The sequence below is a fragment of the Shewanella sp. YLB-07 genome (assembly GCF_009377275.1).
Genome location: NZ_VOQB01000004.1, coordinates 23,509 through 47,235, shown reverse-complemented (window position 1 = coordinate 47,235; position 23,727 = coordinate 23,509). Strand labels below are relative to the sequence as shown.

Sequence of the window (23,727 nt, the reverse complement as noted above, 5' to 3'; positions counted from 1 at the left end):
AACTTCCTTATTCTTATTGCAAGCCGTCGCCTTTCTGCTTTATAAGCACCAGACTATGCAACCGCTGATCTCTAGCCTGCAGAGAGAGGTTATATGATGTCTAAACAAATACTAGTAGTGCTAACATTCTGTGCGCTGACTATCACCATGCTAACGGCCTGCTCTAAGCCATCGACACTTACATCTACACCTATGGCAAGCCTGTTAGGCGATAATGCTGCAGGCTATACGGTCGTAGAGAAGCATAGGAAGATAAGCTTTCCCGAAGATCATCTATCCCACGATGATTTTCGTCAGGAGTGGTGGTACCTCACGGCGAATTTAACAACCCAAAAAGGTGAAAAACTAGGGCTGCAATGGACCCAATTTCGTGTCGCCTTATCCCCAAAAGAGTCGCCTGAAAAAGCAGCGTCACCAACTAAGCTCTCTGATTCGAATTGGGCCTGCAATCAAGTTTTTATGACCCATGCGGCCATAACCACTGAAACTTCACACCTTGCCGAAGAGAGATGGTCGAGACGCCATCCAAGACTGGCCGATGTCTCAACCAATCCCCTCACCATAAAAATAGATGACTGGCAGTGGACCGGCACGGGAGCAGACTTGTTCCCAGCCCAGCTTAAGGTCGACGCAGGACAGTTTAGCTATCAGTTAACTTTGAAAACGAGTGCCCCCTATCAGCTCCAGGGGGAAAATGGTTACAGCATTAAGAGCGCAGACGCCTCTGTAGCCTCCCATTACTACAGCCAACCTTTTATCCAGGTTTCAGGCTCGGTGACTATCGATGGAGTAGACCATGAGGTCAGTGGCGATGCCTGGTTAGACCGAGAGTGGAGCTCGCAGTTTCTCAACAAGACACAGGCTGGCTGGGACTGGTTTGCCCTCAGGTTAGAAGGAGGGTCAACTTTGATGTTGTTCCAGCTAAGAGGACAGGACAAACCTAGCTTCTATAGCGGCCGCAGAATGTTTGCCGATGGCAGCGGTCGTAATATAGCCTCCAAAGATATCCACCTACAGGTAGCAAGTTGGCATGAAATAGACTCAGTTTCCTACCCTGTTGCGTGGAATATTTCGATACCCTCTGAAAATATTGATATTCGCACCGATGCGCTCAATCCCAATGCAAAAGTGCCCTTAAGTATCAGCTATTGGGAGGGGCCGGTCATGGTCTCGGGGAGCCATGGAGGTGAAGGCTATATGGAGCTGACGGGATATGAGCACTGACGATTTGTAAGCTGGAGATACGGTAAAGACAATCATACTCGAGCAGATATCTTAGTGCGTAACCGTCTTCCCCCCTCACCGACGACTTTCATGCCTACATTATGGGCTAAATTGATAATGGAGGTGACGATAGCGGCAGAGGCTGAAAATAAAGCTCGAACTCATGATTTTTATAGGCAGAGTGCGGATCTTGCTCCAACCCTATCTACGCTTCCAAATACCAACAACCAAAGGTTAATGATTATCATTAACCAAGCTGTTGTTTTAATAAGTATTTACTAAAGTATATCGGCTTACCCTGCTTTGATAATTAAGAGATCACTCAATAAAGTGCCTATTTATTAAACTGGGAGTTAGATCACATCGAAAAAGATGATCTTGATCTATAAACAGATCCAATACCTCTTGTTAGGTATACCCACAATTATTTTGGGGTCTAAACTCGAAGAATACTTTGACAGTTAGCTCTCCTAAACCCATCCCCGCAGCTATCTGTCTCTCTCTGATTGAAGGTAAACGAGCTGATGAGTCAGGAATACCATATTACCAGCCTAGTCGTGCATGCCGCACCTAAGGCCATTTCTCAGGTTGAATCCCAAATCAATGCACTCACAGGCACGGATATCCATGCCGTTACCGAGCAAGGCAAGTTTGTGATCACCCTAGAGGGTGAAACCCAGACATCTATTCTAGACAACGTCGAAGCCATCAATGCCATAGAAGGCGTGCTTAATAGCAGCCTTATCTACCACCAGGTCGATAACCTAGAATTCAAATAAAAATCAAATCTAATCAAAGATTACCGTCAAATTAAACAATAGAAAAAAGAGTGAGGAACACCATGAGCATTAGCCGTCGCGAGTTTCTGAAAGCCAACGCCGCCGTTGCCGCTGCAACAGCCGTTGGTGTCACTCTGCCAGTGAAGTTAGTCGAAGCCGCTGAGCAGAAGGACGATATCAAGTGGGATAAAGCACCATGCCGTTTTTGTGGTGTGGGTTGTAGCGTCTTGGTCGGAACCAAAAATGGCAAAGTCGTTGCCACACAAGGTGACCCAGAAAGCCCAGTCAACAAGGGCCTAAACTGTATCAAGGGTTACTTCCTATCGAAGATCATGTATGGCAAGGATCGTCTAACCACGCCGCTGCTGCGTATGACAGATGGTAAGTATGACAAAGAAGGTGAGTTTACTCCGGTGAGCTGGGATACCGCCTTAGATACCATGGCTGAAAAGTGGAAGCACACGTTAAAGACCAAAGGGCCTACAGCTGTGGGCATGTTTGGCTCTGGCCAGTGGACGATATGGGAAGGCTACGCCGCCTCTAAACTACACAAGGCAGGTTTCCTCACCAACAACATAGATCCTAATGCACGTCACTGTATGGCATCGGCCGTAGGTGGTTTCATGCGTACTTTTGGCATTGATGAGCCAATGGGCTGCTATGATGATTTAGAGGCTGCCGATCATTTCGTGTTGTGGGGCGCGAATATGGCTGAGATGCACCCAATCCTATGGGCTCGTCTGTCTGATCGTCGTCTGAGCAGCCCTACCAGTCGTGTGCATGTACTGTCTACATTTCAGAATCGTAGCTTCGACTTAGCCGATAATGCCATGGTGTTCCGTCCACAAACTGATCTTGTCATCCTGAACTACATAGCTAACTACATCATTGAAAACGATGCGGTGAATAAAGAATTCGTCAGCAAGCACACTAAATTTGTTCTTGGCACGACTGATATTGGTTATGGACTACGTCCCGAGCATCCGCTCGAGCAAAAAGCCAAGAATCCAGGTAAGGGCTCATCGACGCCTATCAGCTTCGATGAATATGCCAAGTTCGTTAGCACTTATACTCTCGAGTACACCGCTAAGATGAGTGGCGTCGAGCCTGAAAAATTAGAAGAGATGGCCAAGGCGTACGCCGACCCTTCTATCAAGGTGATGAGCCTGTGGACCATGGGAATTAACCAGCACACACGTGGCGTCTGGGCCAACAACATGCTCTACAACATCCACCTCTTGACTGGCAAGATAGCAACGCCTGGCAACAGTCCGTTCTCGCTAACGGGTCAACCATCGGCTTGTGGTACCGCCCGTGAAGTAGGCACTTTCTCTCACCGCCTTCCTGCCGACATGGTGGTTAAGAATCCTAAGCACAGAGCCATCACCGAAAAACTCTGGCAGGTTCCAGCAGGCACGATTCCACCTAAGCCGGGATATCACGCCGTACTTCAGAGCCGTATGCTCAAAGATGGCAAGCTGAACTGTTACTGGACCATGTGTACTAATAACGTCCAGGCTGGCGCTAACATCAATGAAGAGATCTTACCTGGTTTCCGTAACCCGGAAAACTTCATCGTAGTTTCAGATCCATACCCAACGGTCTCGGCCATGGCCGCCGACCTTATTCTTCCCACAGCCATGTGGGTAGAAAAAGAGGGCGCCTACGGTAACGCCGAGCGTCGTACTCATATGTGGCATCAACAAGTGAAGCCACCCGAAGGCGCTAAGTCTGATCTTTGGCAGCTAGTAGAGTTTTCTAGGCGCTTCAAAGTCTCTGAGGTATGGCCAAGCGAACTTATCGCTAAGCAACCAGACTTGGCAGATAAGACACTCTATGACGTGCTCTTTGCTAACGGTGAAGTCAATAAGTTCCCCACTTCAGATTGTAAGGCCGAGCTAAATGATGAATCTGAGGCATTTGGCTTCTACTTACAGAAAGGCTTATTCGAAGAGTACGCCCAGTTTGGACGTGGTCATGCCCACGATTTAGCCGATTTCGATACTTATCACGAGACTCGCGGTTTACGTTGGCCTGTGGTCAACGGCAAAGAAACCCTGCGCCGCTTTGTCGAAGGTAGCGATCCTTATGTTAAGGCCGGCGAAGGCTTCAACTTCTACGGTAAGCCGGACGGTAAGGCGGTGATCTTCGCCCTACCCTATGAGCCTGCTGCAGAGGAGCCAAACGAAGAATTCGATCTCTGGCTATCGACCGGTCGCGTGCTTGAACATTGGCACACTGGCTCTATGACGGCTCGTGTCCCTGAGCTACATCGTGCCTACCCGGATGCACAGATCTTCCTTCATCCAGAAGACGCAAAGGCGCGCGGGGTTAAGCGTGGTGATGAAGTCCTAGTGGCCTCACCTCGCGGTGAGATCAAGACTCGTGTAGAAACTAAGGGCCGCAACAAGCCGCCGAGAGGAGTGGCATTTATGCCATTCTTCGACGCTCGCCAGCTGGTCAACAAGTTGTTATTGGATGCCACGGATCCCCTCTCTAAAGAGACGGATTTCAAGAAGTGCCCGGTCAAGGTGATGAAAGTCTAATTGAGATGAATCACTCTAAATAACACTAGAGATTCATGCACCTACACAGAGGACGGGCGCTTGCTCGTCCCCTAGGAGATAAAATGAAAAAATTACTTACTGCCGTCGCCATGCTATTTATGCTCAATGCATGCTCGGGACAACAAGCTGACACTCAAGCGGATCCTGTTAATATCGCCTCTCTTGGGCAATCAGAGATCACTGAAGTGCGCGCCGCCGATGTAGCGCCTACTTACCCCAAGCGTGGTAAGTCAATCGAGCGTACGTTTGTGCATCAGCCTCCTTTGATCCCCCATAAGGCGCAATACCCGATCAACCTCAAGAAAAACAGCTGTATGAACTGCCACAGCCCGGCGAAAGCTAAGCGCATGAAAGCTACTGAGATCGATGCATCTCACCTGCTTGCCGATAGCAAGTTGAACAAGCACTACTACAATTGTACTCAGTGCCATGTTCCTCAAGCTGATAACAAGCAGCCCCTAGTCGAGAATGATTTCTCGGCTAAATAGGCTAGAAGTTGCGAGTCATAAGCTGTAAAGCATGAAGATTAAAAGCAAAAACCACCTTTCGAGGTGGTTTTTTTACTCTTTATACCAATCGGTATTATTTAGCATTTCAGGCTAGTCAGGTCCCACAATCAATCCAAGTAGCTCGAGTAACTGTTCCTGCTGCCACATGCAGGTTTTAACGCCGCTCAGCCTTACCTATTTTGGTTCTTCCCCTAGTTTATCACCGCAGTATTCAAGCATAACTTCAATTTTAATCAGAAGAGTAACATGTAATATATTGCCAAGCTTTCCAAGGGTTTTGTGGATTGTATTGATATCTCATGCGATTGTTATCTACATCCTGATTCAATTGGTGTGTAATTTTATCTTGGAACACAAAAACGCCCTGACCAACGTCTGCTACACTGAGCCCTGTTGCATCACTCATCCAGCGCGTAAGTTCTGCCGCTAATGTACCTTCTAGATTTTCAAACTGTTCACGCGAAGGAGGATTTGATATGCCTCCTTGCTGATACCATATCCAATTATCACGCCCACCCACTTCAGCGGCATTAAGAATATCGCAGTAGTCTTGTGCGTATAGACCTATGGATTGTTTAATGCTTGACTCTGATTGCCCTAAAATATCGGTACGGTAATATGAGTAAACAGGAGTTGTATTTGACGTTGTAAGATAAGGAATGTCATCACCAAATAGGTCCAATTTATACCCCAAGTTAATCAGGATATGGTCGGCTACCGCTGCTGTGTATTTTTCACTAGTCTCGTTATTATCCAATACAGGGATACAGCCTAAATATTGAGTATCATTCACAGTGACTCCATTAGGACACGCTCCAGTCCCAACAATTAACGTGGTTGTGTCTTGTAGACTTCCCTGCACATTATTGGGGTCTGTGATTTCTAAAACAGCCTGAAATACGCGAGTAGAAGCTTGCTTAACAATTATATTATTTTCTTGTACTTCAACAATAACTTGGTCAGCTAGATTGGCCGGATTAGTATCTACAACTTTATACTCTAATTCATATTTACTCGGAGGCAATGGAATATGGTTCCCGTTAACCTCAGCAGAGGCTAACACTATGCTATTTTCATTCCAATCAGCGCCTAAGTACTTTGAACTAAAATTATAGTCGCTAGGCAACTCGACTTGCTCTATACACGATACATACCCCACTTGCCCCTGTGTTAAACTGCTAGCTCCATCAAATAACGAAAAGATTCCATCGATTGCAATATAGGATGAGCCTGAGGGCCATTTGTATTGACTAGTAAAAACTGAGCTATTACTTAATGGGTCTGTATATAAACTCCGAAGTTGAGAAATTGCTGGCAATACCAGTCCTCGGGTTACACAGTAAGCATCGGCCAAATCTTCATTAAAAATAGGATATTGACCAGCCTCTCCTTGTGTTCCATTTTCGGTGTATGTACCACTAAATGATCCATTGGTACTAGCAACCTCCTCTAATGTATAAGTGGGATAAAACGTTACATCTTGATCGTCATCAAAAATAATCCCATATGACCGAACCTTAAAATTCAAGGTGCCAATACCATAACCGCCACGATCGTCAGTCACTATGTATGTAAGATATTGCATGCCACTTAGGTTAGGATTATATTCAAACGTATATTGAGTTAGATTAGTCGCCCAGCCTAAACCGTTAGTAAAAACCTCGGTCAGTTGTAGCTCATCTCCATCAGCGTCGGACACATAATCTTCTATATTTATAGTAAATGAATCAGTCGGACTGTCGGCTAATATTTTATCCTCAAGTGCCACGTTAATACTGACTATCGGGGCTGTATTAGCTGTGTCACTAATCGTGACATAAATGACACCAGGAAGAATATCCATTAGATCGTTAATGGCTGAATAATAAATTGTAACGACCCCTAAAGCCTCATCAGGAGCAGTATAAGTGATGCTATTCCCCTGAGATTCAAAAGCACCAACATCTCCTGTGTCAGTATATCCAACCAACTCGATACTGGTATTATCAAGAGAAAAACCTTCAGGTAAATAAGATGTTAAATCAATAACTAGCACCTCTGACTGATACGCCGTTTTGCTGATAGGAGGCAAGGGAGAAGATACTGTACTTTCATCGGAGACGACAATTTGGCTGATACCTGACTGACTACCTGAAAAATCACCACTCGCAGGCTCAACGGTATAACGGAAGCGGCAAACTTGGGCTTCCTCAGTTTCAATTCTAAACTTAAGTCCACTCACATCAACAAAGTCACAGTTATTGTAATCTGACAGCGGTGTAATATCTGTTATATGTAAATCTTGTCCGCTATCGGATCTGACTTTACTGGTTAAATCCACCGAAGTTAGGACGCTTTCAGGTACAAAGTCCAATGTGCTCTGCGTATCAATAGATATACTCTCGGCTGGCTTATTACCACCGTTATCTGTATCCGATCCAGTCTCTTGGCCCCCACATCCGAGTAAAATGAATGACAGCAGAGCTAGAATAGTAACTTTATTTAAGTAAATCAATTTATTAAGCCTCACACTATAGTTGTGAATGGATAGAATATAAACGCCGGTAGAGGTGCTAAAAAATAGACCTAATAACAAAACAAGCCACATTAAAAATACACCCAAGTCCCTCGATTGTTATCCAAGGATTTAGATCATGACTTGAGTTTTCAATCTGGGGAGTAACATGTGATGTACTGCCAAGCTTTATGATCGCTCGATCCTCTAGGTTGATATGCTATAGCCTGAGTATCAACATTCTGATTAAGCTGGTTTGTAGTCTTGTCTTTAAAAAAGAACACCCCTTGCCCTGACATGGCAAGATCGATACCAGCCTCATTAGATATCCATCTAGTTAGATTTTGAGCCATCGGGAAAGTAGCATCAGAAAACCACTCTTCTTTCATCGTATTATCTGGGTTCTGGATGTACCAAGTCCAATTGTCACGCCCAGCTAATTCGACTGCGTTAGCAATATCGCAATAATCTTGCGCATACTGATTAATCGCGGATTTCATCACTGACTCAGAAATGTCAGAAACATCATTGAGATCATAATAGGAATAGTCTGGGGTTGTATTTGACGTTTTAAGGTAAGGAATCTCATCACCAAATTGATCCAATTGATAGCCGAGGTTAATCAGGATATGGTCGGCTACCGCCCCTGTGTATTTTTCACTAGTATCTCTATTATCCAGCACTGGAATACAGCCTAAATACTGAGTATCATTCACGCTTACCCCATTAGGACACGCTCCAGTCCCGACTATCAGCGTGGTAATATCTTGTATGTCCCCTTGCACCATAAGGTCTGTGATTTCTAGGACGGCCTGAAATACAGCATCAGAGCGCTTCTTTACAACGATATTATTCTCGTGTACTTCGACAATGACTTCCCCAGCTAATCCTTCGGGATTGGTATCTACAACTTTATACTTTAATCCATATTTACTTGGGGGCAGTGGTATGTTGTTTCCGTCAACAGCAGCAGAAGCCAGCACTATGGTATTTTCATCCCAATCAGCACCTAAGTACTTTGAGCTAAAATTGTAGTCACTGGGAAATTCAACTTGCTCTACACACGATACATACCCTTCTTGACCACTTGCAGCACTGCTAATCCCGTCATTTAATGAAAAGGTTCCATCGGTTGCAATATAAGAGGAGCCTGAGGGCCATTTGTATTTTGTTTCAAAAACAGAGCTACTACCTAATGGATCCGTATATAAACTCTGAAGTTGAGAAGCTCTTGGTAATACCAGCCCTCGAGTGACACAGTAGGCATCAGCCAAGTCTTCATTAAAAATGGGGTATTCACCAGCTTCACCTTGCGTTCCATTTTCAACATATATATCACTAAACGTGCCCTCGGTGCTGGCAATCTCCTCTAATGTGTACGTCGGGTAAAACGTTATATTTTGATCAGCATCAAAAATGATGTCATATGACCTAACGTAAAGATTTAAGGTGCCAATACCATAGCCACCATGATGGTCAGCCACTATGTAAGTGATATATTGCATGCCACTTAGGTTAGGACTATATTCGAACGTAAATTGAGTTAGATCGCTAGCCCAACCTAAACCGTTAGTATAAACGTCGATGAGTTGTAGTTTGTCTCCGTCAGCATCGAAAACATAATCTTCTATATCTATTAAAAATGAATCTGTCGGGCTATCAGCTAATATTTTATCTCCAAGTGTCTCGTTGATACTGGCTATCGGGGCTGTGTTGGCGTTAGCGAGATCACTAATAGTGACATAAATGACACCGGGAAGAAGATTATCCATATTACTAATGGCTGAATAATAAATTCTGACTACTCCCAGAGCCTCATCCGGGGCCCTATAAATTATGCTACTCCCCTGAGACTCGAAAGAGCCCAATTCTCCGGTGTCAGTCGTTCCGGCTAACTCGACACTTTTAGTATCAAGAACAAAACCATTAGGTAAATATGGAGTTAAATCAAGAGATAAAACCTCAGACTGATAAGCCATTTTGCTGATAGGTGGCAAAGAATCAGGCAATATATTTTCATCACGTGTATCTCGTACATCGGAAACAACGATTTGACTGATGCCCGACTGACTTCCCGAAAAATCGTCACTAATAGGCTCAACGGTATAGCTGAAGCGACAAACTTGAGATCCATTGGTTTCAATTCTAAACTTAAGTCCGTCCATATCAATAAAGTCACAGTTATTACGATCTGAGAGCAAGGCAATATTTGTTATGTGTAACTCATGCTCGCTATCTGTTCTGACTTTGTTTGCTAAATCCACAGAGGTTAAGACACTTTCTGATGCAAAATCCAATGTATCTTGTGTATCAATAGATATACTTTCGGCTGGCCCATTGCCACCACCTCCCGTGTCTGATGTCGCCTCATCCCCTCCGCATCCAATTAAAAATAATGACAGCATAGCCAAAACCGTAAATCTCTGTAGATATATCATTGGTTTAATTTCTCGTTGTAGTTTCCGATGGATGAGATATATATGATGATTAAATGTTAATATTTCTACTTTAAAATTAAACGCGTACAGGGGTAAATTAGATCAGGATTATTAACAACACTAACATTCATTGATATTAACTTTGACAGTTTAATATTAAATCGTTCTGATATATCCCATAGTGTATCCCCTTTAACTATGATATAAAATTCATTTGATTCATTTGATTCATTGTCAGAATTGTGATCAGAAGAATTTAAATAATCAGTTTCGATGATTGATTCTAAAGCTATCTCACCTGATGTTTTAATAGGAATCGAACTAGTCACACCTTCATTTCCGAACTTATAACTCAAACCAATAGAAAACTGATATTCAGAAAATTCTTCAGTACTTCTCATCGTACTCTCTATATTAAATGTTATATTTCTAAATAAGTGGGCTGCAATGCCAAAGCTTGCCTTAGGTACAAAGTTATCATTCATAACATCCCCACCTAAACGTGCAAAAACATCGTAGTCATCACTGACCTTATAGGTATAATCAAGGCTTCCGCCAAAATATAAATGTGAGTCAACTTCATCTGAAATATAAGTATCCAAACTGATACTAAATGAATCAGTTAGTCCGTATTGCACTCCTAAATTAAAATATGACTTAAAATACTCTTGCTGAATACCATCATCACCTTTAGGGTTATATAAACCAGCACTAACCTTATAATTTATATCATCAGATTGTGCATACAACATTGGTGAAAGTAACAAGCCAGAAAACATCAATAGCCTAATGTTATAAATCAAGTTCGAAAATGATGGTGATGGCATCGCTATAATCTCCTTCATCTACTTCTCCTGCATATACATTATTAAACCTGAAATCTAAAATGAAATTCAAATTATTACCTATAAATCCAATTTTTGCATATTCATCACCCATAACGCCATTGCTGATAACGAGTCTATCGTTACATTTGTCACATAATAATTCGTATGGGATTTTACTTGATGTTTCAGTATGTTCTAGAGAAAAGTCATCCTCATCACCTGAGGATAGGAAGGACATCTTTATACCTGGGTTTATGTATCCACTTACATTAACAGCATATTTTGTTTGTCCTTTTACACTATGTTCCTCAGTATCATACTCTAGTTCAAACTGGCCATCCCCTATTAGATTAATGGACGAAATAAAGCTAGGTTTATAATCAATAACTATTTTAACCTGGTCATAATAAATTTGGTAAGATTCAACTTGTTGGTGTTCATAAATTAAGAAATATGCAACTGGTTGACTGAAAGAAGCAAGATAACGACCCGCTGGTACATTAGCTTGAGTAAAGTCAGCTAATAAGTCAGGTAATTCAAAGAAGGTACGATAAAAATCAAACGGTCTTAATTTTTGCTGTTGAACTAAGGTAAAATCAACACCGCATGATGAAGCCGATTTTAGCAAAAAATCACCTCCAGAATCTTCCCCTATTTGACATTGTGGTCCTGTATTAAGACCAGCATCGATACCTCCATTGACAGTGTTATAGGCATTTGCAGTGCGAAATTCGATCCCGGTATCTTTAAAAGCAGTCTCTACCCTTGCCCCTAATTGGGAAGTAAATGTTAATGACCTTAACGCGTTTTGATAAAATGCTGGACTCCAGCGCAGTACTGGTAGTAAATTGAACGAGTTACTAGACTGCCATACTGATTGCTGTACTTCATTACCATTGGTGGTAGCATTCGTCCACTGAATCATGTTCCCAGTGACTTTCGCATGAATTATCGACGCATAGGTATTTGCGCAACATGATATAAATAGCACTATGCTAAAGAGTAACTCTCTCATGAACAACCTCGTTAGCATTAATTACTGAAAACTTAAGTGTTGATTGTTCCTGGCTCTTAAGAGGTAATTTGAACTCTCGTTTGGAATTAGGCAACAAGCGGTACTCATAAATACAATCAGAGTTAAAGTTCTTTGTGCATAGATTTAAAACAGCATTAAGCATAGTGTTACTTCTATTTTCAAAGCTAATTTTATCTTTTGAAATTCGTTTCAAATCATAATCGATTCTAACTTCTGACGCGGGGTCAATAAAGTAAACCTTGTAGCCAAAAGCCACTGCTACAGCCGATTTTCGCCCTTCACTGTAAGGAACTGGAGTCACTGATACCGCGTAGACTTGATCTTCAGAAAACTCACAGTCTTCATCACAATCATTAAGCATTCGAATTGTTTTTCTTTCTCCCGGCTTCAATATCATTTGTGATGGAGAAACACGAAATGTCCAATCCCCCACATTGTCCTTGTTAAGTTTCTCCTCCACTTTCTTACCATCAATATAACGGACTTTTGACATTTCAAGATTAATAAACATATCTTTACCATCATTATTTATCACTTGTATATCTGCGAGATGAGTGTTTAAATCCGCAACTTCAAATAAGCTACTAATTGCAATAGCCTTAGATTGACAACTAAACATTAGAGTCATCATTGCTATAACAATTTTTAGTGTTTGTTTATACATTTAAAATACCTACTTAAGTGCGAAGTTATTGTCTTCACTATCATTGCTTACGTATGACTGTAATTCATTGATAACATTCATTTGAACAAGGGTTATTAATTCCCCCTCCCTCTCACTTATACTTTTCAACCTTACAAATAAATGAGTCTCTTGTGCAAATTCATACTCTATATATTCAATATTAGCCTTCTTCAAACTTATAATAATTCTATCTGGGATATCCTCGTCTAATGCACCTAAGTAGTAGATATAATCACCTTGTTTTCCTAATCCAGAGGAAACCAATTGCATACCATCATCAGTCGTTTCAATAGTTGGAAAACACTTTATTTTAGCTTGATGGCCTTGTATGCCATCAGGTCCTACAAAACAGAACTGATCATTGGATACCATTTTAAAAGGTTGCTCTTTAATCAGTGATATTGAATAAATCCCATCACCTACCTTGCTAACAGAAATACAAGCTTCACCTAAACACTTAATATTATTTAATGATTTGTTATTAAAATCTTCAAAATAACTAAGAAAAGATGTGACCTCTTCAACATCATTAGAAATTGTATGCACAGAGCCAGGGTAGGAAAACATCATCTCAGTTTTAGATTTATCTCGATCTCGTGATGAATAGCCACTAATCTCATTATCTAAATTTATTTTATAGCTCTTAAAGTAATCCAATCCAATTAATGTTGTTTCTCCAGTGATATTTCTATCCATGTATCGGCCATTGTTAACTTGTAATCCTAGCACCCCAATATTTTCATCTTCATCAATACCATCTAAAAAATCATCACTGTTAACAATAATATATGAATCATTAAAATCTTTAGACTGAAAAAATCCTTCACTCGAGATAACTGATGTTGATTCAAGAGTCATGGATAAATTACTATTCCCTTGGCTTGAATAATTCCCATATCCACTAGCATAAAACTCATCACTGTTTAAACTAATATTTCCATTTAAACTAGTCTCAGATTGCTCTCCATCGAGGTAGTTACTTAAAGAGCTCCCACCGCTTGAGTCAACAGATGAAAATAATCCTAACTCGTTTTCATGATAGCTAATTGTGTTAGTAATCCTTCCATTACTACGATCCGATGATTCATAGCCACCAGAGTAAGATAAATGATCGTTTCCTAATGGAATTGAGACATTTAATGAAAATATACCGTCTCGTTTATTTCTAATTTGATCACTCATTGATAATGAATAACCGATATTTAATGATATATTATTAAATATATTCGTTTGATAATTTACGGCTAAATTAGTACTATCAACCTCCCCGGTATAATACTCACTAACATCGGGAGACAAATAGTCATCATTATTACCCATTGAATAATCATAATTATCCCTATACATCGAATCCTTACGGTATAAATCATTATCATAGCGATTAAATGAGCCGGCATCACGATGTAATTTACTACCATAAATACTTACACTGCCACTCGCAATAGGAAAAGAATACGACAAGACTATCTGATCGTAGGATTGCTGACCATACACCGCCGACACAAGATTACTTAATGAATCTACACCATTAATATCTAGAATTTCATAATCTAAGTTTAAGCCAAACAAACTCAAGGAAGACTGATAAAAAATGCCACCCGGCAGTTTATTGTAATAAATGGCAGCGCTTAAATTAGGATTTGAATAAATAGCAGCCGCACCAACATCAATAGAGTCTCCATCGCTTCGACTGTTGGTTCCTAGCAGGAGTGTATCGTTCAACAAAGATTTAGTGATAGATACTTCAGCATACGCTAAAGTATCTTCACCTTGCTGAGTATCATATTCAGACTGGCGTAAGCTGATATTATAGTCATAGCCTTTGTGACTTGTTTTACTGATGTTATTACTTATTCGTCTTATTATTCTTTCTTCAGCATAACCATCTGCGCGGATCCTCAGTTCAACATCATAATTACCCCTAGGTAATTTAGCATAACTGATTGAATGCTGCCCTTTAGGGTACGACTGGCTAAACAAGGTTTTACCATCTCGTATAACATCAATCGTACCCGAGTTCTTTATGTCAAAATATAACTGCTTCTGTTGAGAATCATTGATGGCCAATAGATTATCGCTCGAAGATAAACTAAGGTAATAACTATTTTTACTACGTGAAAAATCTAAAAGAGATGTAGAGTTATTTTTCACTACATTATATGATGAATAACCTAACTGTAAAGAATGCCCTTCAAAGTTAAACTCATACTTCAGGTTGTTGACATCAAAATCTGTGCTTGTATGACCTTCTGAACTTGCAAATAAAGACACATCAGTCTCTATATAGCCTTTACCTAAACCAATTATAGTTCCGTTATTTAACGTCGCATTAAAGTCTTTATCATAATAACTGGTATAAAGACGATTATTAACGATAACTGCACTGGGATCTGGAGATATTTGTGTATAGTATACTTTCCCTTTACCTTCACTCATGAAATCTGAGTTTACACTAAGCTGTAAGCTATTATTTTCGTAAGAATATAAAAACTGAACCTCGCTGGGATTGTTCTCATCACTTAAAATAGCTGCCACAACCTCTTCAACTCGATCTTGTTTTATTCCAGAATCCATCAGAGCTTCATAAAAAACATCCAAATTTTCAATTTTATCAATTGAATAATAATTAGCATAGACTTTTGCCTCATAATAATTATTGTTAGGAAGTGTGAATAACACCGTACGTTCTTCATATTCATAAAAATGTTGAAAACCTTTAGGGACATATTGACTATGTGCTGTTCCTGTCAGAAATAATAGTAGAACACAATAATATTTAAGCATCTGTCATATTCCGCTAAAAACTTAGAGCCACATATAAAGTTGCACTTCCCTTGCAACGAGATTTCCACACATCAAGCCCAGGTGTAGGAGCGAATTCGATAGAGAATTCTCTTGTATCACTTAAAAACTGAGAACTAGAATTATTAAAAGAATCAAAAACAATTGGCTTTTCGAGAAATAGAACTTGCCCCCCCATATAATATGTCGCAAACCCTTCTACATCGATACTACCATCAACATCAGTACAGCTACTTTCTAAAACTGTAGGAGTTATTTCAAAGCCAGCACTAAAACCAACAGGAATATCTGTCTTTATAAAAATCTTTGTAGACTTAGATATAAACTTCTCTTCACTTTGGTTATATTCAATATCTAAGGCTGGTTGCTTAAAACCAAACTTAGTCACACTATAAGAGTAAAACTCTTCATTGTTAATGTGGGCATATAGGAAAATATTTTTCTCTACTCCATCAGCTGAATATGATAAGTTGCTCATCAGTATCAAGAGTGAAATAGACATTGTTTTAAATTTCATATAAAAATGTAGGAACACCTTGAAATATAAATCGACCTAATTAAACACAGACGTTACTTGTAGATAGCCCCCAAGAACCTCTACTTACCATTTAATATCATATAAAATAAAGCGGCCAAGCCCGCTTTATTCCCAGTAACTATAAATGAAATAGTGAATTGGTGCTCATAAATAAAATTAGTTTTTATGTGCACACCCATATTTATCTATGTAACTATTAATGAGCGAAAATTACATCTGCATATACCACTGTTGTTGCAGTCACCGTATCTCCAGCAACTGCATCTTCTATACCTGAACCCAGCTTATTCTTAATAGACCAGCTGGTCTTCCAAGAATCAGCATCAGTTTCCACTATATCAACGTTAGACGAAACTGGTGAGTTATTCATCAAAACTTGTGCCTGAGTACCTGATAAATCGTTATCCAGCTTAGAGGTCAATTGAACTGTACTCACTCTATAAGTGATTGTATTTGCCTTCACAAGTCCTAAGCCTGATGCATCCTCACCAACAATCACTCCAGTTCCAATATCGCCTGTTTTATCGTCATAATAACGAAGTTCTAGTAACACTGGGGTGGAAGAAAATTTGCCATTGGCTTGGATATCAAGCATACCATCTTTTATTGGGCCGGAATTAGCACCGGTAAATGTAATAAATTCACCTGGTACAACTACAGGGATATTGGCTACCCACTGAATTGCCGCACTGCTTGAGTCTGTCGTTTCAGTAACAGAGTCAGCCATTACGGTATCAGCTGTTGTGGGTAAAGAAAATAATGAAGTTATGGCTGTAAATATTATGAGTTTTTTCATCTTGTAACTCCTATTTAATTCAGCCATATATTCATATCATTTATACGGCTGGTTCTACAAAAGAGACTTGTGCAAATACGACAGTTGTTGCAGTAACAGTATCACCAGCGACAACATCTTGTATACTTGATCCTATTCCATTCTGAATCTTCCAGTTTGTTTTCCAAGACTCTGCTCCAGATGCTGCCAAGTCTTTATTAGAATCAACTGCAACATCATTCATAAAAATTTGTGCAGTAGTAGCAGATAGATCAATATTCTGAGCAGATGTAAATGCAACTGAATTCACTGAGTAGGTGATAGATTCTGCATTTGAAGCACCACCAGCAGTATTTTCACCAACCAAGACTCCGTCACCAACGGTGTCTGATTCTTCATCATAATAACGAACTTCTAGCGCTATAGAGCTAGAAGAGAAAGTACCATCCGCATTGATATCAAGAACTCCAGCTTTTACTGGTCCACGGTTAGCACCAGTAAGTGTGATGTACTGGCCAGGTACAATTACCGGTATATCTGCTGTCCATTCAATAGTTGCACTGGTTGAATCAACCGTACCAGGCGTTGGATCTGCAGCCACTGCTGATAAAGAAAACAGAGAAGTGATAGCTGCAGAGACAATAACTTTTTTCATCTAATAAACCTTTATTTGCACGTTTAGTTTTGTTATTTACCTAATGGTAAGAACATTAATATTTAACCTATCCAGTCTAAACTTCGTAGGTTCATTTATTATATCGGATATATAAACTAGATAATTAGCACTTATTTTTTATAATTCAAAACATGCTAACAATTATATTCACTCTATTTTGAACTAAACATTATGAGTAATATAAGCGCTTATATTTTGGAGTGAAATGAGAACGGAATGATATTTCATCAGTATTTGCAACATGTATTTAAAAAAAATGGCATTCGTCAGATAGAGCTTCTATCCCAACTTCAGTCATCCCACTCCATATTTTCAGGCCTAGATGCCATAACCCTAAGTCGATGGTGCAACAATAAAACAACTCCATCTTACAAGAAACAATTGTTAATATCTAAACATTTTGAAAGAGATTTAAGTTATTTTATTCAACATATTGATCACCCAAAGATAACAAAGGTGTTTTTGAAAACGTACGACACATTATTTAATAAGCTCGAAACTTCATACGCTCGCATTGGATATTTATCAATTGATAACGGACCTGCTACATTGTCAATGTTAAATCTTACTACTGAGACACATAGGAAATTATTTGGTGTTTTTTATAAGCATATGGAAGCGTACAGGTTTATTTATTCAAAACTTGATCAAAATAATGTGATCTCACAAAATTGTGTATTTACGATCAAACAGGGTGTTCAAATTGTATCCCATCTCGGATTTGTTAAAGATATGACAACATTCTCCCGTTATTTCAAGAAAAAATTACCCACGCAGCCTACAGCTAATTCCATTGTCATTAATGTAGGACATTTTTCCTGCCGAAATTATTTCGAATCACTTATTGGGCATCTATTTAACCATCTTGTAGACAGCTATTGGGATATTGAAGAATGTTACGTAGCAACCCGAAGGGCAGATTTTCTGACTTTTTGGGAGCAAATGGGAGGAACTCAGCTATTGTCGGTGCAAGAGTCTCGCTTTGTCGGTAATGTTTATATTGTCCAATTCAATTTAAAACAATTGTTAGCTTCTCCCTTTATATTTCTTCAGATTCAACGAACTTACTTAAGTTATCTGAAGTTAAAACAGCATCTCACCATTCCCATTTTAGTTCCATGCGAATAGACCACTACAATGTTTGCTACAGCCCCATCTGTATTAAAAACAGACAGAACATAGTAAATCTGTTGATATTTAAGCGATAGTTATCGTGAACACTTGATGAACAATGTCTTTTGTCATCGGGTCTGCATGCAGGAGACTCTAACGAGGACTGGCTGGCATGAATGCTAAACAGGTCAACCTCGCCAAAACCTTTAATTCTGTCGAATCTATTACCAAATGAAACAGTCCCTTGACAGATATTCTATAAGTCATTTGCACTGTTTCAGCCATCTGCTGGGACAACAATATTGATTCGAGAATAATTTCTCGAATCAATAGGCTAGTCAGGTCCAACAATCAATCCAAGCGGCTCGAGTAACTGTTCCTGCTGCCACATGCAGATTTTAACGCCGCTCAGATCCACCTTTCTCGGATCTAAACCAGAAAGCTCAGTATGGGAAAGATCGCACTCCCTTAGATTAAACTGACCCCAAGCGTCACTGGAAAACTCACCCCTGCTCAAATCAGAGCCTTTAAACGAAGCCCCATACAGATTTGCACCTGTCCATTTGTTTTCAAATAGATCGCACTTTTCTATACATTGCCGCTCAAAATTGGCATATGACAAGTTGCACCCCGTCATATACAAAGAGCAAAAATACACTTGTCTGCTTATCTGATTGGCAAAACGTGTCTTGAGAAAGTTAGCCCCTTTCAAGTCACAGTTCCTAAATTCGGCACCGAAGCAATTAGCACCTTTGAAATTAACCATAGATAACTGACAATCTTTAAAGCTCGCATCTTGTAAATTAGCGTACTCAAAACCACAACCACTCACAGCACCTTGCTCTATAAATGAGCAGTTAACAAAATGACTGTCACTGAAATTTGTATGGTTAAAATTACAGTTATAAAATTTACACTGCTCAAAATGTGAATTTCTTATGTCCTGATGACTAAAGTTGACCCCTTCGAACACCTCATTTTTTCTATTCAATTAACGCCTCTTGCTACATCAAACCAGTTACCCGAACTGAAGGCTAACATTCGCAAGCTAAGAAACCAACAAAAATAAACCCAACAAAAACAACAGGTTAAAAGCAGCTGAATTGGCAGCTTTAAGGCCTCAAACAGGTCTGTAGACCTAGTTGAAATTTATTGAGAATATGCTGAAACCAAGAAAAAAGTTTAACTCAACCTAAGAGCTTACAGAGAGTCGAGCATAGGAGATCGAAGACAAGATGAAATGCAGGTTTAAAAGATAGAAGTTCCTAGATTCTAGGAACTAGACCCTAGGCGTTTAAACGTGAAACCACTCCTTGCTATATCATTCAATTCAGGTAATTTGATTAAAAGACCAATACACCTTTTGAGAGACCTCATATGAAGCAAGGTAAACATGACCCACAACTGCTAAAACTCGCCATGGAAATAGGCGTAGGCTATGCTAAGAAGCGTGGTTTTGACGATTTCGGCAAAGGAATTTCACCAAAAGATAAAGTCGAATGTATCTATCGTCTACTCGTTACCGATAAGCTCATTCAACCATTAGCAGTCGATAAAGAAGACGGGCCAAATATGAAACACAAATTGGTTTTATGGATTAGTAGGCAGCTCCCCGAAAATCATGAACTGTTAAACTAGTCACTACACACTATCTCAACTCATTTATCGATAGCATCTTGCTCATTTTGCTCCCTAACTAAGATTTAGTCTCTGGGTCGTTCCTAGGACAAGAATCAGACTCAATCATAAGTTTAGGATCGAAGATGCTATATTGATTTCGCCCTCTCTGCTTCGAAATATACATAGCACTATCGGCGGCCTTCAACACAGACTCCAGATCTCTCCCATGCTGTGGATACATAGCGATGCCTATGCTACCGCCTATGTTAATATCTTCGCCACACCTCAGCTTCACATCTTGATTTAACGCACACCTGAGTTCAGAAGCCAGCTTCTCAATCGCTGGTAGGCAGCGTTCCTCGAATCGGGCGTTATCGAAATAACAACCTACGACAAACTCATCGCCTCCCCAGCGAATACAGAGATCATCGTTTCTAAACACGGCCATCATGCGGAGACCAACCTCGATCAGCACAAGATCGCCAGCTTCATGACCACGAACATCATTTATCCTCTTAAAATTATCCAGATCGATATTCATGATCACGGCAATCTTGTCATTTTCTTTGGCACGATCAAATAACTCGATCAATGCGCGTCTTCCGGCCCTCCTGTTCTTAAGATGAGTTAAGCCATCATGATCGGCTTCGAAGCGAGTATTGATCTCCCTCTCTGTGCGCTCAGTAACATCGTACATCAGCACTTCTATCATCAGGCTGCTCTGCTTTCCTTCATCTAAAACCTTTGAAAATAGACAATGTACCCAGCAATCTGACGAGCCAGGCAAGGTCTTCATCTTCAGATCCAGTGCAACCGTATCTAAATGATGACTCTGTCTGATATCAGCAAGAAAACTCTCTAATTGTTGTTTATTGTAAAACCAATCAGTGAGTCTTAGACCTATAGCATCTTTGATGGAATGTGATTTATAGATAATTCGCTCAAAGGCAGGATTAGCTGTGAGCAACAAGTTATCACTATCAATTAAGCAGATACCTGCACTGGCTTGTTCGAAGATAAGTCTGAACTTCTTCTCCAAAACTTCGGTCTTTTCTCTCAAATTACGTTCCGAGTCTATAGACTGATTCAGAGATGAGACCAGAGTGTTAATCCCACTAACCAGGCGGCCTATCTCATCTTTTTGATGGAACCTAGGTACTGAAATATGACTGTCCTGGCCAGGTATTATCTCTTCAAACTTATTAGTGATCCTATTTAACGGAGAAGTTAGCGCCTTATGGACAATAAAAGACACAAGAATTGCTGTAACAACAGTTAATAATGCCAACATACGGGCCTGATTTACGGCGGCATCCTTGGCATTATGATGAATAAATGCCTCATTAGGCAGTATTTTAAGTTGGCCTATCACCTCATCTTCAGAGAAAGGGTTGTACAGGATAAGAGTCGAGAGTCCCTCCCTGCCGATGAGCCTTTTCTCACCGGAATACACAGAAAAGCCTGGTTCACTGATCAATTCAGCTTCGGAAACTACATCATTAATCGCCAAGCCATCGATAATCTCCCTGGCTAACACCGAGTCCTGTACATACACGGCAATAGATGCCGTCTTCTCTATGGTTCTGGACAACTGATCCACATACTCCCTCGAAGCCTGCTCATTTCTTTCGATCTCTTCAAAATAGAAAAAGTATGAACTCAGCACAGCAACTAGGGCCACACTCAGCGCAATGGCGAGTGCAACCTTAAAATACAGCTGATGCCTAAAGCGCCTCAAATCTATATACCACTTTTAATGAGTCTGTTAAGTCCTGACTAGAAATATAGCCTATAGCATGGCTCGAGCTCATAATCTCATGAATTAATTGGCCCGGAGACTCGGTTTTTTTAGGGGGAGTGTTACGGCCGGAGAATAGTAACCTAGCCCAATAGGCATCGATTTGCGCCTCGGTTCGGTTCACCAACCTTTGATAAAATAATCCTTTGATCTCAGATTTCGGCGCGAGATCGAACACCTTGGCCTTATCACCATTAGGAAAATTCACATACCGCCCCATAAACAGATCCACCACTTCGCTCTTGGTCAATGAATCGACACGACTCTCACGGCTAACCACCACCAGCAGCTCGCCTTCGGCTCGAATGGGCTGAGTGAGCATCAAGATGAGTAATCCTACCCAATACTTCATAGGTTAAAGATAAAGTTGAAGTTAAGTGACAAGAGATCGACCTCAGCATCTCCAATTTGTTCCTGAGCCTGAGTCCACAAGGCCGTACCTCTACTATCGACCCAGGTATGATCCCATTGAAATTTCACACAGGTATTGGGATAGAGATCCCACCTCATCCCTAAACTGAAGGTCGTCTGTTCTATCTGGCTAGCACTAAGTGCCTCCACGGCCCCTTCATACAAGGTCTTGATTCTTCCAGAGAGCTCAAGGGGCAGGTGATCAGGTAATAGCGGTGAAACATAGCGAGTGGGTTCTTCAGAATTATCGATATGGGCCAGTACGCCATAGAATGTCATCTCATCGACACGATAACCCACACTCAAGTAGCCATTATAGAAAGATTGTGTTATCCCCCAATCAGAGTTGATATAACCAAGCTCCGATTGAATTACCCAATTCATATGATCATATTGCAAGCCCAGCGTATAATATTGTAACTTCTGACCCGGTCCATCTATGTTCTGTGCCAGCACACCAGCTTCTGGCCATAAGGTATCAGGCACAAGATTAAGCCCCTCGACCAATTCATTGGTCTGAAACTCCAATTCATCCACCTCAACCGAAGCGGCAGCGAGTCGAAATATCCAGTTTTCCCACGTATAGATGGAAGTAAGCGCAAAGACATTTTTGAGGTTGACATCAAAAAGACCAGCCTCCACAGCCAGCACTGAGTGCGTAATGCCGTAGGCCAGCTTAGTTTCCCAACTCCCTCCGCCGAGTTCATGGGTATAACTAATGTCGACACCATCAATTTTCGCGATAGATGAGGTGATAGCATAAAACTCAGGAATAGGCCTAGACCAAAGATAGGCATAGCTGACGTTTCTGTATTCCGACAGCATATAGAGATCTGTGCTGGTCCTCCCCAGCCTGATTGCCCAATCACGATTTGGTCGATAGCGCAGAAACATCAACTCTAGGCTATCCAGAACAGTATCACTCGCCCTGTCCTTTAGCACCACTTGAGCGATGGCATCCAGGCTCTCTGTAAAGTCCACATTGACTTGTAGGCCCAATAAGCTGTCTGGTTTAAAGGAGTACTCGGAATCACTGGCATTCATGCTGAGTTCGCGATGAAAATAAAGCTCATCGCTGGATCTTCTCACTACACCTAAGGTACCGAAGCCACTGAGGCTCAAGTTGAACTCAGACTGCTCCGGATGATCATGGATACGGGCTTGAGCCTGGCCCACCACACTAAGATAAACTAATAACAGCAGAACGGTTCCACCTATGACCCAAGGTGAATTATCGACAATCTTGTCTGCGATCCCATTTAGCTTCTTAGTTATTTTTTCAGGCATAGCGACCTTAAACGGGCATAGAGGAGCCCTATTTAAAAGTAGAACAGTTATTGCTGAATCTACAATGTACTCGTTATAAATAGTCTTAAGTATTTGAGGGTTGAGGTTCTTGACTAATAAGAAATGAAGCAGTGAACTTTTAATTCCA

Annotated in this window: 19 protein-coding genes and 1 pseudogene; 6 read left to right on the top strand and 14 right to left on the bottom strand. The window is 40.7% G+C overall.

Translation table 11 applies throughout. From position 1 onward, the window contains the following. The first annotated feature begins 93 nt into the window (after positions 1-93). The 4 genes from FS373_RS09820 to FS373_RS09805 all read left to right on the top strand — a co-directional run bounded on the left by FS373_RS09820 (position 94) and on the right by FS373_RS09805 (position 5,058). Positions 94-1,224, top strand: a complete 1,131-nt coding sequence (locus FS373_RS09820; RefSeq protein ID WP_144044944.1) for a lipocalin-like domain-containing protein — start codon at positions 94-96, stop codon at positions 1,222-1,224. A gap of 524 nt (positions 1,225-1,748) precedes the next feature. Continuing rightward, a complete protein-coding gene (locus FS373_RS09815; protein WP_144044943.1) occupies positions 1,749-2,003 on the top strand; it encodes a chaperone NapD in 255 nt (84 codons plus the stop codon). 62 nt (positions 2,004-2,065) lie between these two features. Beyond that, positions 2,066-4,549 carry a nitrate reductase catalytic subunit NapA gene (napA, locus tag FS373_RS09810; protein WP_144044942.1) on the top strand — a complete coding sequence of 828 codons (2,484 nt, stop codon included), beginning with the start codon at positions 2,066-2,068 and terminating at the stop codon, positions 4,547-4,549. 83 nt (positions 4,550-4,632) lie between these two features. Then, positions 4,633-5,058 carry a nitrate reductase cytochrome c-type subunit gene (locus FS373_RS09805; protein WP_152829356.1) on the top strand — a complete coding sequence of 142 codons (426 nt, stop codon included), beginning with the start codon at positions 4,633-4,635 and terminating at the stop codon, positions 5,056-5,058. 111 nt (positions 5,059-5,169) lie between these two features. Here FS373_RS09805 and FS373_RS31900 read toward each other — a convergent pair. The 10 genes and pseudogenes from FS373_RS31900 to FS373_RS09755 form a co-directional block, all read right to left on the bottom strand. Continuing rightward, positions 5,170-5,253 (bottom strand): annotated as a pseudogene (locus FS373_RS31900) (fluoroquinolone resistance protein); the annotation flags it as partial. A 55-nt stretch (positions 5,254-5,308) separates the two neighbouring features. Beyond that, complete coding sequence (locus tag FS373_RS09795; RefSeq protein ID WP_144044941.1) at positions 5,309-7,666, bottom strand: Ig-like domain-containing protein; 2,358 nt, start codon at positions 7,664-7,666, stop codon at positions 5,309-5,311. A gap of 59 nt (positions 7,667-7,725) precedes the next feature. Further along, the gene (locus tag FS373_RS09790) at positions 7,726-9,978 is read right to left on the bottom strand and encodes a hypothetical protein (RefSeq protein ID WP_152829355.1); all 2,253 of its coding nucleotides are present in this window, start codon (positions 9,976-9,978) and stop codon (positions 7,726-7,728) included. A gap of 98 nt (positions 9,979-10,076) precedes the next feature. Continuing rightward, positions 10,077-10,856 carry a LysM peptidoglycan-binding domain-containing protein gene (locus FS373_RS09785; RefSeq protein WP_152829354.1) on the bottom strand — a complete coding sequence of 260 codons (780 nt, stop codon included), beginning with the start codon at positions 10,854-10,856 and terminating at the stop codon, positions 10,077-10,079. After that, entirely contained in the window at positions 10,804-11,763 is a 960-nt protein-coding gene (locus tag FS373_RS09780; RefSeq protein WP_144044938.1) for a hypothetical protein, read from the bottom strand. The genes FS373_RS09785 and FS373_RS09780 overlap by 53 nt, the downstream gene beginning before the upstream one ends. A 70-nt stretch (positions 11,764-11,833) precedes the next feature. Next, the gene (locus FS373_RS09775; protein WP_152829353.1) at positions 11,834-12,538 is read right to left on the bottom strand and encodes a pilus assembly protein; all 705 of its coding nucleotides are present in this window, start codon (positions 12,536-12,538) and stop codon (positions 11,834-11,836) included. Positions 12,539-12,547: 9 nt separating this feature from the next. Continuing rightward, positions 12,548-15,343 (bottom strand): CS1-pili formation C-terminal domain-containing protein, encoded by a 2,796-nt coding sequence (locus tag FS373_RS09770; protein WP_152829352.1) that lies wholly within the window; start codon positions 15,341-15,343, stop codon positions 12,548-12,550. Positions 15,344-15,356: 13 nt separating this feature from the next. Further along, positions 15,357-15,878 carry a hypothetical protein gene (locus FS373_RS09765; RefSeq protein WP_152829351.1) on the bottom strand — a complete coding sequence of 174 codons (522 nt, stop codon included), beginning with the start codon at positions 15,876-15,878 and terminating at the stop codon, positions 15,357-15,359. A 217-nt stretch (positions 15,879-16,095) separates the two neighbouring features. Next, positions 16,096-16,695: a hypothetical protein gene (locus FS373_RS09760; RefSeq protein WP_144044934.1), complete on the bottom strand. Its 600-nt coding sequence runs from the start codon at positions 16,693-16,695 to the stop codon at positions 16,096-16,098. Positions 16,696-16,735: 40 nt separating this feature from the next. Next, positions 16,736-17,329 carry a hypothetical protein gene (locus tag FS373_RS09755; protein ID WP_144044933.1) on the bottom strand — a complete coding sequence of 198 codons (594 nt, stop codon included), beginning with the start codon at positions 17,327-17,329 and terminating at the stop codon, positions 16,736-16,738. A gap of 237 nt (positions 17,330-17,566) precedes the next feature. Between FS373_RS09755 and FS373_RS09750 the strand changes: the two genes are divergently transcribed. Further along, a complete protein-coding gene (locus tag FS373_RS09750) occupies positions 17,567-18,478 on the top strand; it encodes a hypothetical protein (protein WP_144044932.1) in 912 nt (303 codons plus the stop codon). Between the two features lie 319 nt (positions 18,479-18,797). Here the strand turns inward: FS373_RS09750 and FS373_RS09745 are convergent, their stop codons facing one another. Further along, complete coding sequence (locus tag FS373_RS09745) at positions 18,798-19,454, bottom strand: Qnr family pentapeptide repeat protein (protein WP_152829350.1); 657 nt, start codon at positions 19,452-19,454, stop codon at positions 18,798-18,800. A gap of 386 nt (positions 19,455-19,840) precedes the next feature. On the opposite strand from FS373_RS09745, the gene FS373_RS09740 reads away from it, so the two are divergent. Beyond that, a complete protein-coding gene (locus FS373_RS09740; protein WP_144044930.1) occupies positions 19,841-20,101 on the top strand; it encodes a DUF5062 family protein in 261 nt (86 codons plus the stop codon). 58 nt (positions 20,102-20,159) lie between these two features. Here FS373_RS09740 and FS373_RS09735 read toward each other — a convergent pair whose 3' ends face one another. Genes FS373_RS09735 through FS373_RS09725 form a run of 3 tightly spaced genes read right to left on the bottom strand, consistent with a single transcriptional unit; the run spans position 20,160 to position 23,579 of the window. Beyond that, entirely contained in the window at positions 20,160-21,821 is a 1,662-nt protein-coding gene (locus FS373_RS09735; RefSeq protein ID WP_144044929.1) for a diguanylate cyclase domain-containing protein, read from the bottom strand. Then, positions 21,808-22,233, bottom strand: coding sequence for a hypothetical protein (locus tag FS373_RS09730; RefSeq protein ID WP_144044928.1), 426 nt, complete (start codon positions 22,231-22,233; stop codon positions 21,808-21,810). Before FS373_RS09730 ends, FS373_RS09735 begins: the two co-directional genes overlap by 14 nt. Then, the gene (locus FS373_RS09725; protein WP_152829349.1) at positions 22,230-23,579 is read right to left on the bottom strand and encodes a hypothetical protein; all 1,350 of its coding nucleotides are present in this window, start codon (positions 23,577-23,579) and stop codon (positions 22,230-22,232) included. Before FS373_RS09725 ends, FS373_RS09730 begins: the two co-directional genes overlap by 4 nt. Between the last annotated feature and the right edge of the window lie 148 nt (positions 23,580-23,727).